15 protein-coding genes are annotated in these 18,553 nt (G+C 70.5%); 13 read left to right on the top strand and 2 right to left on the bottom strand.

The window, feature by feature from the left end:
* Positions 1–303 precede the first annotated feature (303 nt).
* Positions 304–846 carry a hypothetical protein gene (locus BUB75_RS43675; protein ID WP_073266761.1) on the bottom strand — a complete coding sequence of 181 codons (543 nt, stop codon included), beginning with the start codon at positions 844–846 and terminating at the stop codon, positions 304–306.
* A 2-nt stretch (positions 847–848) separates the two neighbouring features.
* Positions 849–1,574: a ParA family protein gene (locus BUB75_RS43670; RefSeq protein ID WP_073266759.1), complete on the bottom strand. Its 726-nt coding sequence runs from the start codon at positions 1,572–1,574 to the stop codon at positions 849–851.
* A 181-nt stretch (positions 1,575–1,755) separates the two neighbouring features.
* Here BUB75_RS43670 and BUB75_RS43665 point away from each other — a divergent pair, with 181 nt between their 5' ends.
* From BUB75_RS43665 to BUB75_RS43605, 13 genes are all read left to right on the top strand, one after another.
* Positions 1,756–2,499 (top strand): GntR family transcriptional regulator, encoded by a 744-nt coding sequence (locus BUB75_RS43665; RefSeq protein WP_073266757.1) that lies wholly within the window; start codon positions 1,756–1,758, stop codon positions 2,497–2,499.
* Between the two features lie 220 nt (positions 2,500–2,719).
* Positions 2,720–2,947 carry a hypothetical protein gene (locus BUB75_RS43660; RefSeq protein ID WP_073266755.1) on the top strand — a complete coding sequence of 76 codons (228 nt, stop codon included), beginning with the start codon at positions 2,720–2,722 and terminating at the stop codon, positions 2,945–2,947.
* Between the two features lie 119 nt (positions 2,948–3,066).
* Entirely contained in the window at positions 3,067–4,803 is a 1,737-nt protein-coding gene (locus BUB75_RS43655) for a hypothetical protein (RefSeq protein ID WP_073266753.1), read from the top strand.
* Between the two features lie 187 nt (positions 4,804–4,990).
* The gene (locus tag BUB75_RS43650; protein WP_073266751.1) at positions 4,991–5,410 is read left to right on the top strand and encodes a hypothetical protein; all 420 of its coding nucleotides are present in this window, start codon (positions 4,991–4,993) and stop codon (positions 5,408–5,410) included.
* Entirely contained in the window at positions 5,407–6,237 is an 831-nt protein-coding gene (locus BUB75_RS43645) for a deazapurine DNA modification protein DpdA family protein (protein ID WP_073266749.1), read from the top strand. Before BUB75_RS43650 ends, BUB75_RS43645 begins: the two co-directional genes overlap by 4 nt.
* Positions 6,234–6,608 carry an HIT family protein gene (locus tag BUB75_RS43640; RefSeq protein WP_084742547.1) on the top strand — a complete coding sequence of 125 codons (375 nt, stop codon included), beginning with the start codon at positions 6,234–6,236 and terminating at the stop codon, positions 6,606–6,608. The genes BUB75_RS43645 and BUB75_RS43640 overlap by 4 nt, the downstream gene beginning before the upstream one ends.
* A complete protein-coding gene (locus tag BUB75_RS43635) occupies positions 6,605–7,459 on the top strand; it encodes a hypothetical protein (RefSeq protein WP_073266748.1) in 855 nt (284 codons plus the stop codon). Before BUB75_RS43640 ends, BUB75_RS43635 begins: the two co-directional genes overlap by 4 nt.
* Positions 7,459–7,767: a hypothetical protein gene (locus BUB75_RS43630; protein WP_073266745.1), complete on the top strand. Its 309-nt coding sequence runs from the start codon at positions 7,459–7,461 to the stop codon at positions 7,765–7,767. The genes BUB75_RS43635 and BUB75_RS43630 overlap by 1 nt, the downstream gene beginning before the upstream one ends.
* Positions 7,764–9,626, top strand: coding sequence for a DNA polymerase (locus BUB75_RS43625; RefSeq protein WP_073266743.1), 1,863 nt, complete (start codon positions 7,764–7,766; stop codon positions 9,624–9,626). Before BUB75_RS43630 ends, BUB75_RS43625 begins: the two co-directional genes overlap by 4 nt.
* 80 nt (positions 9,627–9,706) lie before the next feature.
* Positions 9,707–10,201 (top strand): RRQRL motif-containing zinc-binding protein, encoded by a 495-nt coding sequence (locus BUB75_RS43620; protein WP_218618140.1) that lies wholly within the window; start codon positions 9,707–9,709, stop codon positions 10,199–10,201.
* Complete coding sequence (locus BUB75_RS43615; RefSeq protein WP_073266739.1) at positions 10,198–12,288, top strand: ATP-binding protein; 2,091 nt, start codon at positions 10,198–10,200, stop codon at positions 12,286–12,288. The genes BUB75_RS43620 and BUB75_RS43615 overlap by 4 nt, the downstream gene beginning before the upstream one ends.
* A gap of 279 nt (positions 12,289–12,567) precedes the next feature.
* The gene (locus BUB75_RS43610; RefSeq protein ID WP_073266737.1) at positions 12,568–17,595 is read left to right on the top strand and encodes a hypothetical protein; all 5,028 of its coding nucleotides are present in this window, start codon (positions 12,568–12,570) and stop codon (positions 17,593–17,595) included.
* Positions 17,595–18,305 (top strand): hypothetical protein, encoded by a 711-nt coding sequence (locus BUB75_RS43605; protein WP_073266735.1) that lies wholly within the window; start codon positions 17,595–17,597, stop codon positions 18,303–18,305. Before BUB75_RS43610 ends, BUB75_RS43605 begins: the two co-directional genes overlap by 1 nt.
* The last annotated feature ends 248 nt before the right edge of the window (positions 18,306–18,553 follow it).

The following is an 18,553-nucleotide window of genomic DNA, read 5'->3' as shown; positions in this document are numbered from 1 at the left end:
GTCGGGGAGCGAAGTAGCGATCGTGCATCGACCCCCGGTAATACCGGTAATACCGGTAATGGAGCCGAGTTTCCGCAGGTCAAAGCGGGTGCGGTCCATTACCGGTGAAAAATCGACCGGTAATGGAGGCCGGAAACGGGGTCGCCGGAGAGGGTCGTTTCCGCAGGTCAGACGGCCTATTACCGGTACCCCGGGGAGCCGTTACCGGTCGGGTACGTGAGATACGGCAACGCCCCGACTCCCACCGCGGGAATCGGGGCGTTCGTGCTGCTCAGAGCGGGTTGAGGCGGTCGTTACCGGGGACTAGCCGCCGCGGGGCGCGTTCCGCGCGGTCCGGTCGACCAGCGACCGAAACCGCGGGTTGTGCCGATAAATAGCGATCATCGCGCGCACCCGCGCGTTCATATCGAACCCGTCGTCGAGCTTGGCCAGATTCAGCGCCCGGTAGTCGTCCTTGTGCAGGTACAGACCGACCCGTTGCGCGTCGTCGGTGGTCGGAATCAGCACCAGCGGTTCGTCGTCCTGGTCGACCGGGGCCGCGGCCCGGCCGCGCCCGGACGTCGTCGACCGCGCGGTGCTCTTCGCCGGCGGCGCGGTCTTCGCCGCGGTCGACTTCCGCGGCGTCCCGGACCCTCTCTCCGCGGGCGTACTGGCCGCTTTCTTCGCTGGCGGCCGACGCTTGCGCGCCGGCGCCGCCACCGCGGCGGCGTCCGAGCCGTCGCCGGCGAGCTCGCCGGCGACGCTCGAGTCGACCGCTACCGCGGCGTCCGCGGCCGGCTCAGCGTCCGGCCGGCTCCCGCCAGTGACGTTCAGTGCGCTCAGCAAATCCGGGTGCGTCTTGGCCATGTTCAGTCCCTCGACTTCCGTAGCTCGGCCGCGCTCAGCCCGACCAATTCCAGCGCTTCCGCAGCGAGCTCCCGGTACTCCCGCTCGGCCGCGTAGGCGCCCGACCGGCGCCCACCGCCCAAATCCGCCAACGCCACGTGCTGCTCGGCGGCGTCTTCATGCGCGGTCAACTCGCGCGTGATCGTCTCGGCGACCTGCACACCCGCCGCCCGTAGCTCGGCCTGGCGCGTCCGCGCGATCTTCATGCGGTCCGGGTGTGGGTGCACCCTCACCAGCGCTACCAGGTACGGCACCCCGAGCGGCGCGATCACCTGCGCGACCTGGCGAAGCAACGGACGGAGGTCCATCACCTTCGGCCCGGTCGGCAGGATCAACCCGTCTACGACCGGCTGCCCGTCGTCTCCGGTCAACAACGCCTTGAGCGCTTCGGACTTCTCCGCGCCCGGGAGGTCGGCCACCGCGAGATCGAACGCCGGATGCCGGCGGACGTCGCCGAGCGCGTTGTGGTCGGCGGTGCTCACCCCCGGCGCCGCGGTGAACGGGTACACGTCGCTGTCGGCCGCCTCGACCAGGTCGAGCGCGGATCGGTTCTGGTCGGCGTCGACGAGCAACGTCCGATATCGGGCGATCCGGGCCGCATTCAGCGCGGTATTGACCGCTGTGGTCGTTTTCGACACGCCGCCTTTGGGTCCGGCCACCGCCAGAACCCGGGCGCCATCACTCGCCATATGCGCAGCGTAGGGCCAAGATCGCTCACGTCAAAACGCGAACGCGTGAACACGCAAAAACGTCAATCCGGCCCGCCTACCAGCGAGAACACGTGTAAGGGGCCGTCTAACGTCCAAATCGAGTAGTTGTAACCTCTGAACTTCCATAGGTAAGTCGCAAGTTCCCCGGGGAGGTTCAGACGTGACCGACGCTCACCCCTACCGTCGGATCGTCGACGACATTCGTCGGGCGATCGAGGAGGGCGAGCTACGTCCGGGTGACCGGGTGCCGTCGATTCCCGAGCTCGGTCGGACGTACAACGTGGCCAAGACGACCGCGGAGCGTGTGCACGCCGCTCTACGGGCGGAGGGCCTCGTGGTCAGTCGCAAAGGTGCGGGCGTGTACGTCCGCACCTTCCAGACGATCGTGCGGAGCTCGCCGAATCGACTGGCCCGGTCGCGTTGGGGAGCCGGCAACGCGATTCAGGACGCTGACACAGCGCCCCGGCCTCGTACCGTCGACGTGCAGGTGGGTGAGATCCCCGCGCCCCGCTGGCTGGCCGAGCCGCTCGGCGTCGAGGTGGGCGACCTGATCGTCTACCGATCCCGACGGTTCGTTGTCGATGATCGCTCGGTTCAACTGGCGACGTCGTACGTAACGGTTGAAGTTGCCGCCGACGTCCCCGAGATCAAGCACACCGACACGGGTCCGGGCGGGATGTACGCCCGGATGGCTGAGCGTGGTCATGAGCCGACGCATTTCGTCGAGCGGGTGCGGTCGCGGATGCCGCTCGCGGAAGAGATAGCCACTCTCGAGTTGCCGCCCGGTACGCCCGTTATGGAGATAACAAGGCGGGCCATCACTTCTGACGACCGCTGCGTGGAAGTGAACCGAATGATCGTCGATGCGACGGTCTACGAGCTGGATTATCACTTCAACGCGTGAACCTACCCGGGTAGGTGTCTTGACCTACCCGGGTAGGTCGGCGTGTACTGGTCGCGGAACGTTCGCACGCCGCGACTGACTGTTGATCGCACGGGTGAGCGGTCCGGCCTAACTGGTCGGGAGCGGTTCGACTGGAACCCGTGCCGCACCCGACCTCCCCCTCACGGAGAGGTTCGGAGCCTTGTTCACTCGAAACCGGTACGTCCCCGAGCGCGCGTCGATGAGCACGCTTCTGGCTGCACTCGGCCGGCTGTCGCTGGCCTGGCTGATCGCGCTGACCGCGGCGGGTGTCCTGCTGCGTCTCGCCGTGTTCGGCAATCCGGGCCTCACGTACGCCGGCATGGTTCTGGCGCTCGGCGCGATCGCCGCCACCACGGCCACCTGGGTCAAGTTCGGCGAGACGTTCGATCGGTGGTGCTGCTCTCGCCGGCGTTGGGCCTGGTCGTGACCCCGCACGACGGAACGCACCACATCGCACAGTCCCTGGCCATTTGTAGCGCCAGGGCGCGGCTCGACTTGGAACCCGTACCGCGCCCCGGCTCTCCCCTCACGGAGGAGGCACTCAGTATGACTCTCCTGATCGGGCGCCGACGCGCCCCGAAGTACGACCCGATCGCGGAGGCCGAGGCCACCGCGGCGGCGGCCCGGATCGCCGAGTCCCGCGCCGCCGCGGCCCGCGCCGAGGTCGAGCGGATGACCGCCGAGGCCGCGGCCCGGCCGCTGATCGCCGAGGCCGAGCGGGAGGCCGCCCGGCTGACCGCCGCCGCCGAGGCCGAGGCCGCCGAGCGCAACCGCGCCGCGGTCGAGCGTGACCGCCAGTACGCCAAGGCCGAGCGGGAGATCCGCGCGGAGAAGCGCGCCGAGACGCTCCGCCAAATCGGCCCGGTCGTCCCCCTGCTGGTCGTCAACGGCGCCGCGATGTTCGGCCAGATCTCCGCCTACCTGGGCCTGGCCGGCGAGAACGTGAACATCGTGGCCGCGTTGGCACTGGCCGCGCTGGTCGCCTCCGCCGCGGAGGTCATCAGCGTCTACGTGCAGTGGCACTCGCACGACGCGTTGCTCCGCAAGGACGGGCTGACCGCCGCCAAGCTTCGCCGCGCGTCGTACCTGATCGCGCTGGTCATCGGCGGCGTCAACTACTCCCACTTCAGCGACGGATGGCAGCCCACGACGGCCGCGGTCGTGATCGGTCTGTGCAGCGTCGTGTCCCCGTGGCTCTGGGGCCTGCACACCCGCCGCGCACAGCACGTCCAGTTGGTCGCGGAGGGCCGCGCGGACACCCCGGGCGCGCTGTTCGGAATCGAGCGCCGCCGCGCGTTCCCGATCCGGACGTGGAAGGCGCGCCGCTGGAGCATCGACAACTGGGTGACCGACCCGCGCGACGCCTGGGACGGCTTCAAGGCCGAGTACGCCGGCGTCGTCGCCGAGCGGGCCGAGCGCAAGGCCGCCGGCAAGAACACCAAGGCCGGCGCCCCCTCTCCGCGGGCGATCGTGTCCGAACCGGCCGGCGAGCTCGCCGAGTCAACGACCGGGCCGTCCGGTGACCCGTACATCGACGACCCGGCCGCGGTCGTCGTGCTCGAGCCGACCACGGACGTCGACCTCTACCGCGACGAGCCGACCGCCGCGGAGTACGACGCGCTCGAGCCCACCGCGGACGACGAGCGAGCCTGGGACGCCCGGGAAGACGACGCCTACGGGCACACGCTCAGCGACCCGGAGCCGGCCGCCGAGATCGCGCCGCTGTCCGAGGCCGAGCGCGCCGCGCTGGCCGCGGAGACGGCTCTTCAGGCGTGGCACGCCACCCACGACGGCACGCCCCGGATGGACTGCCCGCTGTGCCCGGACCCCGAGCCGGAGCGCTCGGCCGAGCTCGCCGAGCTGAGCAAGGCCGACGTGGTGCTGATCGCGGTCCGCTCGCTGGGTGGCGACCCGGCCAGCGAGTCGGCCAAGGCGTACGCGAGCCGCGCGGTCACCTGGGCCGCCGACCGGGGCGTGGTCATCACCCGGACGTACGTATACGACGCGCTCCGCCGGCACCGTGCCCGGCTGACCGCCGCCGGCGACCGCACCGAGCCGAACAACGTGGTGGCGCTGCCGACCAGCCGCAAGGCGACCACCAGCAAGCCGACCAGCGCCGAGCCGTGGCCGCTGGACTGCACGGTGTGCGGCGAGTCCTACGGCCCGTTCGCCACCGAGGACGAAGCGCTGAGCGCCGCCGGCCTGCACGACAGCGAGACGCACAACGGCCAGCCGACCGCCGCCGTCCCGTTCGGCCCGATCGCCGCCAGCCGCCAGCGCTGAGCGCCGCACCGCGCCGCCGAACCACTCGGCGGCGCGGCGTACGGCCCCGCGGTAGCGACCCCATACCTGCTCTGAACTGGGAGTTCGACCAATGCTCACTAACGTTTTTACGACTTCACGCGAAAACGCGATCACGTCAATCACGGGTGCTGAGATCGAGCGGGCCGCCGACCGGCGCTGCCGCGAGATGCACCCCGGCCGGTACGGCAAGGCGACCGGCGGCCACCAGCACCCGAACGGCCCGTGCGGCGAGTGCCTGCACGTCGCCCGCGAGGCAGACGCCGCGATCGCCGCGGAGTTCGACCTCCCGGCCGAGATCGAGCCGAGCGTCGGCTACGTCGACGTGGTGGCCGTCGAGCGGGCCACCGCCGGCGAGAAACTCCCGCTCACCCCGACCGAGTTGGTCGAGTCGGTGTACCTCATGCGCGCCGACGGCCTGGCCCCCGAGATCATGGCCCGCCGCCTGCATCTCCCCGAGATCACGCTCGAGGCGCTCGACCTGGTGCTCGGCGTCGTCGAGGCGATCGCCGCCCCGCTCACCGCGGCGACCGGGCGAAGCACCAGCGCCCCGACCCTGACCGCCGTACCCGCGGACGTGGCCGCATGATCGACGACACGCTGTTCTACCTGGGCACCCACCACGAACACTGGCTGGGCTTCGCCGGCGTGCCGCTGTTCGTCTCCCACCGCCGCCTTGCCCGCCGTCGCACGTTCCCCCGCGCCATCGCCGAATGGGCGCTGGACTCCGGCGGTTTCTCCGAGCTCAGCCTCTACGGCGAGTGGCGCACCAGCCCGGCCGCCTACGTCGCCGCGGTGCGCCGCTACGACGACGAAATCGGGATGCTCGGCTGGGCCGCTCCGCAGGACTGGATGTGCGAACCGGTCATGCTCGAGCGCACCGGCCTCACGGTGGCCGAGCACCAGCGCCGCACCGTCGAGAACTACGTCGTGCTGCGCGACCTATGGGCAGGCAGCGACGAGTCCCCCGACCTGGCCCGCACCCCGGAGTGCTGCCCGTTCATGCCCGTCCTTCAGGGCTGGACGGCCGACGATTACCTGCGGTGCGCGGAGATGTACGACGCCGCCGGCGTCACGCTCTCCCACCACCCGATCGTCGGGATCGGCTCGGTCTGCCGCCGGCAGGCAACCACCGAGATCCGCGACGTCATCAGCCGAGTCAAAGCCGAACTGGACGTCGACCTGCACGGCTTCGGCGTCAAAACCGACGGCCTGGCCGTCTACGGCCCGGACCTGCGCGCCGCCGACAGCATGGCCTGGTCCTACGCCGCGCGTCGCCGCCCGCCGCTACCCGGGTGCACCGCGCACAAGAACTGCGCGAACTGCCCGCGCTTCGCGCTGGGTTGGCGGACCCGCGTGCTCGAGGTGCTCAACGGACCGGCCCCGACCAGCGGCAACGGGGCGGTGGCGGCATGAAGCACACCCCGACGCGCGGGTGCCCGTTCTGCGGTCGGATCGAGGCCGGCGACGTCGAACACACCTGGCACAGCACCGCCGGAACGGTCGTGGCGTTCACACCCCACCACCCGGTCGTCCCCGGTCACCTGCTGTTCGTCCCCGAGGTCCACGTGGTCGACGCCGCCGACGCCCCGGACGTCACCGCACTGACGATGGGCCGCGCCGCCGCGTACCTGGCCGAGCTCGGCGTCGACGCGCACCTGATCGCCAACGTCGGCCCCGACGCCGACCAAACCGTCTTTCACCTGCACATTCACCTAGTTCCCCGAGTCCGCGGCGACGGCGTGACGATGCCGTGGACCGGCCAACGCCGGGAGGCGACAGCATGACCGCCACGACGACCGCTCTTCGGACCCTGTTCACCGCCGCCCGCCGCTGCAACACCGCCCCCGAGCCGTTCTGCCTCGGTGGCCCGCTCTACGGCGACGCAATGCGGGCGTACAAGCGGGCGCCCCGCGGCCTGCGCGCGCTGGTCTGGGCTACCGCCAGCGTCGCCGGCGCTCTCGACTACCGCCGCGGCGCACCCCCTCTCCGCGGGCTGGCCCACCTCAACGTCGCCGGCGCCGCCTGGCCGGCCGTTCACCCCTACCGGGCGCGCGCGACGCTCACCCACGGATGGGCCGCGCTGCACGACTGGGGCCACATCCGGGCAGAGGTAATCAACGACGGAGAGACACTCTTCGCGCTGACGACCGACTGGGAAGCCGTCCGCGACCTGCTCCCCGAGCTCGCCGCCAACTACGACATGCCGCCGCTGACCCCCGACCTGATCGGCCCGGACTCGGTGCGCCACGTGCGGGTCGAGGCTGACCCCGACGCTCCCGAGGACGTCGAGCGTTGGCACATCACCTGCAACGCCACCGCCGGCGGCCCGATTCGACCGCTGACCGACATTGACGACCGCACGTTCCGCGCGGTCTACGTCGATCTCGGAAGCGCCACCTTCGCGGCGCTGTTCACCGAGTTCGCCCGCGACCCGAGCGCCCGCGCGGCGATGCCGCGGGCGACCTGCACGGACGACGAAATCAGCTGTGTCCGGCGCGTACTGGCTGAGCTGACCGAGGCGTCCGCGACCGAAGACGACCCGCGGCTACGCGTCGCGCTGGCACACCTGGAAGCCGCTCACCCGGGCGCGTGGTTCGCGCTCGGTGGTGCGCTGGTCGAGCGGGGCGAGGTCTGATGGCCCGCGCCCGCGCAACGTCGCTGAGCGACGACGGCGCGCTGGTCGCCGCCGCGATCGTCGACGACCGCCCGCCGGCGCTGCCCTACTGCCACACCGACCCGACCAGCGCCACGCCGGCGCTGGTCGGGTCGGACGGGTACGCCTGGCTGGCCCCGGCGCTGGCCGACCTGGTCGACCTGGTCAAGCCGGCCGCGGTGCGCTGCCAGGTGCACGGCGTCCGGATGCACCTGGACGGGGTGCCGCTGCTCTACTGCTGCCCCCGCTGCGACGTCGACGTTCCGCCGGCGGGGGCGGTGGCGGCATGACGACGATCACCCGCCGCCACGTCGGCCACACGATGACCGTGCACGCGCCCCGCGCCGGCACGGGGGAGTTCGACCCGGCGGCGTTCCGCGCCGACCTCGACCACGTGGTGCTCGGCCTGGACGTCGAAACCCGCGCGATCGTCGAGGACAGCCCCGGTCACTTCGGCCCGGACGCCGGCCTCCGGCTGGTGCAACTGGCAACCTCGGACACCGCCTACGTGCTCGACCCGGCCGACCCGCACCAGCGGGCCGCGCTGGTCGAGACGCTGACTGACCAGCGGCGACACTTCGTCACCCACACCAACTACGACGTGTTGGCGGTCTGGTCGGCGTTCGGGATCTCGCTCGGCCAACGCGTACTCGACGCGCACCTGTTGTCCAAGCTGCTCGACCCCGACGAGCGGGCCGGTCACGGACTCAAAGATCTCTCCGACCGGTTCCTCGACGACGGACTGTCCCGCGCGGAGAAGGCACTTCACCAGCGCATGTGGCGCCTGGCGCCGAGCGTGGTGCGCGCCGCCGGCGACACCAGCGTGGGCCGCTGGGGCTGGGACCATATCCCGGTCGACGATCCGGACTACGTCACCTATGCCGGTCTGGACGCGATCTACGTGCGGCGTCTGCTGCCGAAACTGCTGTACCGCTGCGCGTCGTTCGCGCACCTGGTCCCGGTCGAGCACTGGTTGGCCACACAGTCGACCGGCATCACGATCCGCGGGCTACTGCTGGACGTCGATTACACCCGCCGCGCGTTGGCCGCGGCGTCGGCCGCGCAAAACCGCGCGGACGCCGAGATCCGCCGCGCGCTCGGTTGCTCGGCGACCTCCCCGCGGTTCGCCGATTGGCTCGACGGCCAGGGTGTGCAGGGGCCGCGCACCGAGGGCGGTCAATTGCAGGTCACCGGCGACACGCTCACCGCGTTGATGGCCGATCTCGAGGCCGGCCGCCAGCGTCTCTCGCCGGCCGCCGCGGCGCTGGTCGAGGCCCGGTACCGGGTGTCCAAGTCGTCGAACATCACGTCGAACCTGCGGTCGTTCCTCGCGCACGCCGACGACGACGGGCGGGTGCACCCGCAAATCAACACGATGCGGGCGCACACCGCGCGCATGTCGATCACCCACCCGGCGCTCCAGACGTTGAAGAAGGGCAACGGATTGCGCCACTGCTTCCGCGCCGACCCCGGCCACGTCCTGATCGGCTGCGACTTCTCGCAGGTCGAGGTGCGGGTGGCCGCGGCGCTCTCCCGCGACACCAACCTCATGACGGTCATCGCGTCCGGTCTGAAGCTGCACAACGAAACCGCGAAGCTGATGTTCGGCGACCCGTTCACCGAGGCCCAATACAAGCTCGCCAAGATCGCGACGTTCCTCACTCAGTACGGCGGTGGCGCCGAGGCGCTGGCCTCACAGACCGGCGTCGACGACGCCACCGCGGCCGAGGTCATCCGGCTGTGGAAAGCCGCGTACCCGGGCGTCGGCGCGTACGGAAAGCGGCTCGGCCGCTGCGACACGGTGGTGACTGGATCGGGTCGACGCGTTCCGGGCAACCCGGCCCGCCGCTACGCCAACGCCAACTACGCGATTCAGTCGACGGCCCGCGACCTGCTGGTGGCCGCGGTGCACACGCTGGTGACCCGCGAGGGACTCGACCCGGCCGCGCTGTGGCTGTTCGTGCACGACGAAGTGATCGTGCAGGCCCCCGCCGACCAGGCCGAAAAGGTCCGCGACCTGGTGCACCAAACGATGACCACCGCGTTCCGCGGCGTCCCGATCGCCGCGGAGGCCGAGATCGTCGGCACGCACTGGGGTGAGGCCGGCGAGCTCGCACCGGCCACCGCGACGCCGGCGGTGGCCGCATGAAATCTCTTGCCGTTGTGTATGGGTTCCCTTACAGTTGCTGTATGGGAGTCCGTACAACCCGATGCGGGGTGATGCCAGGTATGACGCGCCGATCCATCCCGATGAGCGTCCGGTACGACCCGACCGGAGCACGCAACCACGGCACCCCGACCTGGCCGCTCGGCTACGCCCCGGCCGGCCTGGTCACCCGCCGCCAACTTCGTCTCCGCGGGCTGTGCCCGGGCCGCGGCAACGAGCCGGTCGGGCAACTGCGGTTCACCTACCGCGGCCGACCGTGCTTCGCCTACCTCTACCGGCTCGACCAGGCACGACCCAAGCGCACCGCCACCCCGGCCGTGCTCGAGGCGCTCGACCGCGCGATGGCCGCGCGCCGCTGGTGCCCGACCTGCAAGACGCACAAGCCCTACTGCATCCCCACGTCGCTCGGCGAATGCCCCGAGCACCAGTACCCCGACCCCGCGACCGCACCGACCAGCACCGATGTACGCGACGAGCCGGCTCCCCACTGCCAAGAAGAGCGCCGGCCCGCCGCCACCCCGACCCCCTACGAAGGAAGCGAGGCAGCCCGATCATGACGGTTACCGACGTGGCCGGCGCACTGGCCACCCACCCCGGTTGGACACTGGCCCTACTCGGCGTGCTCTTCGCCGGCGTCGTGGCTCTGTTCGACCTCTGGGGACTCCGCAAGTTCCTGGCCTGGCCGTGGCGCCTGGTCACCGGCGGCATCATCGTTCGACCGACCGGCAAGTGGGATTCGCGCTGGACGACCGCGGCCCCCGAGCACCCCGCCGACCGGCCGGCGTTCCGCGGCGAGTGGTACCCGCGCACCCGCTGGGGCCGCATGCCCGGATATCAGCGCATGGTGCTGCGCTGGGTCGCGTTCGCCGCGCTCTACCTGCTGTGGCGCTTCACCCTGCCGATGCTCTGCGTGCTGGTGATCGTCGCGATTGTCGTCGTAGGCCGCCAGGTGCTCCGCGTGTCGGAGAACTGGTGCCGCAACCAGGTCGCCAGCGGCGTCGTTCCTGCGATCGAGGGGCCGCTGGGCTACCGCAACACCGACCCGGCCGAGTGGCTCGCACTGCCCCGCCCGCGGCTGGTCTGGGTGCCGATCGCGCTGCCCGCGCGGGTGACCCGGGCGGTCCGCCGCTGGGAGAGCCTCGAGCACCTGCTGGGCCGGCTCGGACTGCCGACGCTGCGCACGCCGCTGCACGACGACAACGCGCGGGTGATCGTGTCGCTCCCGGTCGAGCTCGCCGATGACACGGCGGTCAAGGAGATCAAGCGCCGCCTGACCTCGCGACTGCCGGAAGGACCGTGGAAGGCCGAGCACACCGACCAGGCGCTCGAGATCGTGCTCACCCACCCGAAGCGACCGCCGGCCGAGTGCTGGTACGACGCCGACGCGTACAAGCGATTCACCGTCGACAACATCCCGATCGCACAAAAGGCCGGCGGGGAATGGTTCTCACTCCCGGTCAAGGAACTGACGCCGCACGGCATCATTTCCGCGACGACCGGATGGTGCAAGACGACAACCGCGAACGTCATCGTGGCGCACACCGCCGGTCACGGTGCGCACGTGTTCATCAACGACCCTAAGCGGGTCGGCTACGTGCGAGCGTTCGGCGACATGGACAACATCACCATTCGCACGACCGTCGACGGATGGCTCGCCACGATCGACGAATTTCTCGCCGAAATGGAGCGCCGCTACTCCCTGATCGAGGAATTCCCCGAAATCAAAGACAACCCGGAACTGTATTTCCAGCCGTGGTTTCTGTTGAATGACGAGCGCGGCTCTTATGTGCAGGAAATCCGGGACCGCTGGAAGGCCGACGGCGGAAAGGGCACCCCGGAAGCACTCCGCAAGGAAAAGCGGATTCTGTGGCAGTCCCGGGCCGCGGCCATGTACGTCGCGGACGCTGCACAACAGGCCGGCCTCGACGTGTTCGTCGACTCCGACGGCCGCGACCAGCGTATGTGGCGGATCGCCTCCGGCCCGCAGACCCGCTCGAGCTGGCTCATGCTCTTCCCCGGCGTCACCCGCATCCGCGCGGCGATCAAGAAAGGCCGCGCGGTAATCGGACTCGGCGTCGACAAAGTGGAAGAGGTGCAACTCGCGCTGATCGACGACGCCACCGCCCGCGAATTCGCCGCGCTCGGTATCGAAATCGGGGTGCGGGAAGCATTCGAGCGCGAAGAGCGAATTCGGGCGCTTCGTGAGGGGTCCGTCCCGGCGGGGGACTCCGCCCCCGTGGCTGGAGAGACGGCCGCCGGCGTCCCGGGACAGCGCGGGGACGGGGACGCCACCGAGAATGGCGCGCCGGCCGCTGGAAAGGGAAACCTGCACGTCATTCACGGGGACGGCGGAAACGGTCCCCGGGACGATGAGTCGGATTCAGACGACCGCGGCGGGGACAATTCCGAGGACAGCGACGGGGACGCCGACGACGACCTGATCGTCGGACTCAAGGCCGCCGCGGAATTCCTCTCCGACCGATTCGGCACGCCCATTTCGGAAGAGACATTCAAGAAAGCACGCCAGCGGGCGAACGAGTCCGGCGGTATCCGCGGAGAGACACGCCGGGGTGACCGCCCGGCGTGGCCCCGTCTGGCTCTGACAGAGTGGCACTCTCAGCGCCCCCGAGCGGGAGCGCGCTGAGCCATGACGTGGAAGGGGTCGTATGACCTAGCAACGGAAAACGCCCCGGCCGCCGAGGCGGTCGGGGCGTTCCCGATGTCTTCGCCAGGTGTTACCAGCACCTGGCGGCGGGCCGAAATGCAGTGCGCCAGCAAAGCGATTTTGTACCCGGATCGAGGCTAGCACCCGATGAGTGCCACAGCACCACGGGCGGACCGCTCCTCGCTTGAGCGAGTCCGCACCACCCTTGCAGGTCGCGTCGCACGTGACAGCGGTGACCAGATCGACGCCCGTTGCCCCGTGCCCGAACACGGCGGCGACACCAAGCCGTCGGTATCGGTGACCTGGCGAATCGCCCGCAACGGCGGCGGCCGGACGTTCATCACCTGCCACCGCGGATGCGACGACACGGCGGTGCTGGCCGCGCTCGGACTCGAGCTCGCAGACCTCTACGACGAGCCCCGGGCGGTGCCGAGCGACCCGGCACGCCGCCGCGGACGCACCCCCTCTCCGCGGGCTGCCCGCTCGGCGGCGCGACCGGCGGCCGAGCGACCCGGCGGCCCGGCCTCGAGCACGCCGACCGACTCGAGCGCGACCGCCGCACCGGCGCCCCGCCGCGGCCGACGACCGGCCGCCGAGATCGAGTCCGAGCACCCGTACTGCGACGCCGCCGGCGAAGTGCTGTTCACCGTCGTGCGCTGGCTGAGCGACCCGAAGTTCTCGACCCGCCGGCACGACGCGTCCGGCCGCTGGAAGCCCGGCGCGGTGCCCGCGGCCGACCGCGTGCTCTACCGGCTCCCCGAGATCGCGCCGGCGATCGCCGCCGACGCCCCGATCTACGTGGTTGAGGGCGAGAAAGACGCCGACGCGCTGGCCGCCGCCGGCGTCGTGGCCACCACCGCCCCGTTCGGCGCCCCGGCGGTCCCCCAACCCGGCTCGACCGCGACGTGGTCCGCGGCGAACAAGTGGCTTCCGCAGTACACCGCCGCACTCGCCGGCGCGCATGTGGTGATCGTGCACGACCGCGACCCGCTCGAGCCCGGCGCCGCCGCCGGCCAGCGCTACGCCGCCCACATCGCCGGCGAGCTCGCCGCGGTCGCCGCCTCCGTCCGGATCGTGCGGGCCGCGGCCGGCAAGGACGCCGCCGACCACCTGGCCGCCGGCCACCCCGTCGACGCGCTCGAGCCGGTCGACCTGGCCGCGCTCCGCGCCGACCTGGCCGCGCTCGAGGACTCGACGGCCGGCGACGTCGCCGGCGACCAAACCGACGGCCTGGCGCCCGCTCAGCGCACCGCCCCGTCCGGCCCCGAGCCGGACGTCGACAACGTGATCCCGATGCCCGGGCACAGCACCCGCACCACCGTCGACCCCGAACCGGGCGGCGGCGGTGGCGGGTCCAACCGGCGTATGGCGATCCGCCGCGACCGGTTCGACGTCGTCGACGGCTCGCTGTGCCAGATCAAGACCGAGAAGGTCGAGCCCACCGCCGACAACCCCGAGGGCTGGGAGAGCTACGCGGTCGAGCTCATCAACGCCGCCCCGAAACTGCGCAACCGGCTCCGCTACGAGCTCGGCGACGGCGGTCGATCGCGGGTCGAGCACTTCGACCTCGAGGTGAGCTACGGCGCCGGCGACGACGCCGAGTCCGTGGTGCTCGAGGCGCTCGACGATCGCGAGTGGGAAAAAGTCACCTGGGTGCACGAACTGCCGTGGCCGGTCGCGATCGACGACACCAGCGCCGGCCGCTCGAAACTGCGCAAGGCGATCGTGCAGACCTCCGGCCCGATCCCGGTTGAGACGCTGTACGGCCGGCTCGGCTGGTGGGAGATCGGCGACCGCTGGGTGTACCTGCACGCCGCCGGCGCGATCGACCAGAACGGCCCCACCGACCGGGTACGGGTCAAGGTGCCAGGCAAGTACGAAGACTTCGCGTTGCCGGCCCCGGCCGACTCCCCGTTGGCGCTGCGTAAGGCGCTGGTCGCCTCGCTGGTCGAGCCGATGAATTCCGACGTGCCCGACCGGCTCATGGCCCCGATGCTGTGCGCGGCCTACCGCGCGGTGCTCGGCTACTCCCGGGTGACGCTGCTCCCGACCGGTCTGCGCGGCACCGGTAAAACCGCGCTGGCCGCGATCGGGCAACAACACTTCGCACCCGGCACCGACTACCGGCGCCTGCCGTTCGGCGCCGGCGAGCTCGCCGGCACGCTCCCCTCACTGGAAGAGCACCGGTTCATCGTCGGCGACATGTTGCAGGTGCTCGACGACGTGGCCCCGGACACCGGCACCGAGGCAATGGGCAAGCGACAGAACGCCCTGGCCCGCTCGCAGGCCGAGCGCCGCGGCAAGGACCGCCGGATGCGCGACCGCGCCGGGGTGCACCCCGAGCACAAGCCCAACGGCCTGTTGGCGATTACGACCGAACAGTGGGCCGGCGTCGACTCGGCCGAAACCCGCACGGTCGGACTCGAGGTCCGCAAAGGAGAGTTCAACCCGCTCACCGTGTACGGGCCGCTGGACTCCGACGGCCGCCCGATGCTGCGCGCCGTGGTCACCGCGACGATGGCCATGCACTACGCGGCCCGGATGCCGCTTACCCGCTGGTTGTCCGACACCGGGGCTCAGTTCCGCGACGCGCTGGTGGATGAGTCCAACGACCCCGGGGTCGAGGCCCGCCGCGCCGAGTCGTTCGGCGACCTGGCCGTGGGCGGTCGGGCGTTGCTCGACATGTGCCTCGAGCGCGAAGCGATCAACCAGGAAGAGGCCGATTACTGGTGGGCGCGGTTGTGGGCCGGCCTACTCGAGGCCAAGCGCGCGATGGCCGCCTCCCGCGACCAGCGCCGCCCGCACGACATCGCGCTCGAGTTGCTCCGTACCGCGTTGCTGCGCAAAACCGCCGCGGTGGCCGACCGGGCGACCGGCGAAGAGCCGGCCGACCCGGCGTTGCACGGTTGGGAGCCGGCCCCGGGCGGGTCGGTCGCCGGCATGACGACCTGGCGGCGGGTCGGCGCGGTAATCGGCTGGGCCGACGAAACCGCCTACTACCTGCTGCCCACCGTGGCTACCGAGATCGCCGCGAAGGAAGCCCGCGGCGGCGGTGTCCCCTGGCCGTACAACCACGTCTCGCTCGGCGCGATCTTCGCCGACGCGAACGTGGTCACCCGCTACTTGGACAAGAAATCCGGCCAGTGGCGCAACCAGGTCGGCCGCACGATCGGCGCGCTTGGCAAGCAATCGCGGGTGTGGGAGATCCGCCGTGACGTGCTGTTCCCGCCGGTCGACGACGACGAGCTCGACCCGAACGACCCCGCCGACCCGAACGGCCCGCCGCCGGCCGGTGACGCGCTGATGCTGCCGCTTCCCGAGCCGGCCGACGCCCCGGTCGACGACGCGCTCGAGCCGGCCGACGAGATCGTCGACGCCGACGCCACCGACGACACCGTGGCGCCCGGCGCGCTGGTCGACCCCGAGCTCGAGCACGCCGAGTCTAAGCAGGACGAACCGGAAACGGCGCTAATAGAGACAACAGGGGAACACATCGGACACGCCGCCGGCTCGCCGGCGGCCCAACCCCCGACCAGCGGCGACGACACACCGACCGACTCGCAGCAACCAGCCGCACGGCCCGCTGAGAGCCACGGAGAGCCCCGAAACCCCCTCTCCGCGGGCTCTAGCAACCCCGAAACCGGCTCAGGCGATCTCAGCGGCGCGTACCGGGCCTACGACGCTCCCGCGCTGGTGTGCGCCGCCGACGTCGGACACCTGGCCACCCTCGACGGCCAGGGCCGCTCAGTCGAACTACCCGCCGATCTTCCGCGCGGCCTGGCCGCGCTGCCTGAGCTGTGCCGATGGGCCGAAACCGCCGTACATCTGGGACACCCCGGCATCCGCCGCGGTGCACGCCACGCCTACGGCCAGGTCTGGCTACTGCCCGACGCCCGCGCGCGGCTCGGGCTCCCCGCCCACCTCCCGCAACGCGAACGCGACGAACCCGAGTCCAAGACGGCCGCGAACATCCGGGCCGCGCTCGAGTCCGCCGGCTGGTACGTCGCCGGCCGCGCCGGCATCGCCCCCTGGACGACCGTGTACCGCGAAGGGGGCCGCCGCCTCGTGCTGGTCGTTCCCGAGTGGCTTGCCACCGGAAGCCGCGTGGCCGTGTTCGGCGAAGACGAGCCCGACGTCGACGGCCCGACCCTGGCCCGCCGGCTCGGCCTGTACTGCGCAACCGTCGGCATCCCGCACCAGTGGTCCCCGGCGGTCACCGGCCACCAGCTCATCGCCGCCCACCGCCCCCGACTGATGAACAACGACCGTCCCGAGATGCCCCCGCCGGCCCGCCGGCCCGCACTCGAGGCCGAGTACGCCTGGCAGCGCGCCCCCGAACCCGACGAGTTCGCCAAGCGATACGCGCACGCCTACGACAAACACGCCGCCTACCTTGGAGTGGCCTCAAGCCTGCAACTCGGCTACGGCGCGGCCCGGCACATCGACGAGCCGTTCGACTGGACGCTCGAGACGTGGCGCGACGTCCCGGCCTACCTCCGATTCCGGGTACCCACCCTCGAGCACGCCCGCCTACCCGACCCGCTGCAAATCCTCGGACGGGGCGGCCCCCGCCAAACGCTCTGGGCCACCACACCGACCATCCGAAGCCTGGTCGAGTTCTGGGACGTAGAGATCGACGTGCGCGAGGGCTACGTCTGGGATCTCGGCGACGGCACCGACCGCATCCTCGAGCCCTGGTACGAGACACTCCGCAACGCACTCCTGATCGCCGAGTCGATCGCCAACCTCGACCCGGCCGAGCGACGCCGTGCGATCGCGCGACTCAAGCTCAAGATGAGCCCCGAGCTACTCCGCGCCGTACTCGAGCTCGACCGCGGCGACGCCGACGCCGCCGCGGTGCTTGCCGCGATCAAGGGCAACTACCGCGGCGCAATCGGCCGCCTCGACGCCGAGACGATCCGCGACACCGCCCACCGACTCTGGCGCCCCGACATTCGCCACCACGTCGTCGCGCAAAGCCGCTACGCAATCAACCGGAACATTCACAAGGCCGCCGAACACGACGTGTACCCGCTCGCCGTGCTGACCGACTGCATCGTGATCGCCAGCGACGAACCCGACCCGGTAAAGGCACTCCCACCCGGCTGGAAACTCGGCTGGACGCTCGGATCGTTCAAACACACCGGGACCGCAGAAATGAGCGAAATAGCACCGCTCCTTACCCGCGGCCCGCGCCCGATCGCGACCAGTCGAGACGAAACCGGAAACGTCAAAGAATACGGCCTGATTGACACCCTCAAAGGCAAGCACCGGAGGGCCGAGTAATGGCGAAAAACACCGGATCCGGAAGCGGCGGCGGGTCGAGCTCGAGCCGCCGCGGCGGTAGCGGCGGCGGGTCCGGCCGCGGCCGGCGCAACACCGACCCGCCCGCCCGCTACCGCGACAAGAAGAAGATCGTCGACCCCGACGACGCGTGGCGCAACGCCGTCGGCAACCGCCGCGCCAAGTCCGTCACCTGGGGCCAGAAGGTCAAAGACGTGCTCAAGGCCAACGGCGGCGACCGCTCGGCCACGATGGAAGCGCTCGGAATCAAGGACAAACGCACCCTCGACCGCTGGCTCAGCGGCAAGGGCAAGCCGTCCCGAGCCTCCCAAGGACGCATTGATGGCGCCTACAACCGGCCAGAGACTCGCCGCGGTGCGATGCCCGCCCGGCGGGTGAACCGGCTCAAGCGCGACGGCATGAAGGTCAAGGCGCACGGCAGCATTGCGGCGAACGCGGACCCCAAGTACGCCCGAATCCGCGGAATTGCGGTCACGCTCCCGCCCGATGCCACCGAACGGATATTGGACGCGTACGCGGAGGGCGGCCCGGAAGCCGCGCAAGCGGCGCTCTTGGAAGAAATGCGCGAGCACTACAACAACGTCACGAATTCCGGAATGGCGTGGGGAATGAGTGATCTCGACCAGTTCAGCATTTCTGATTTGAGCGAACAAGAGCGGCTCGATATGGGTTGGGACGACCGCGACGACTAATAAGGTCGCTCGAATATCTCGGCCCAAAACCGTTATTATGTTAACGTCATAGCACAGGCACTAGCACTTTAACGTTTTAACGTTAAAGTGTTTTTGCGTTTTTGTGTTTAAATGGCAAATGGCTAATTCGAGGTCACTACCTGCGATTAACGTTAGCCTCGACGAGCATTTAACGTTTTCGCGCTAAAGCGCGAAATTGCTTTTTGCATTTGGCCGCGCGGAGCGCGTGCCCTACCCGGCCTCGCCGG

Origin of the sequence: Cryptosporangium aurantiacum (assembly GCF_900143005.1) — a bacterium.
GTDB classification, from domain to species: Bacteria; Actinomycetota; Actinomycetes; order Mycobacteriales; family Cryptosporangiaceae; genus Cryptosporangium; species Cryptosporangium aurantiacum.
The sequence above is the reverse complement of the archived record's forward strand: the minus strand, read 5'-3'. Positions and strand labels throughout refer to the sequence as shown.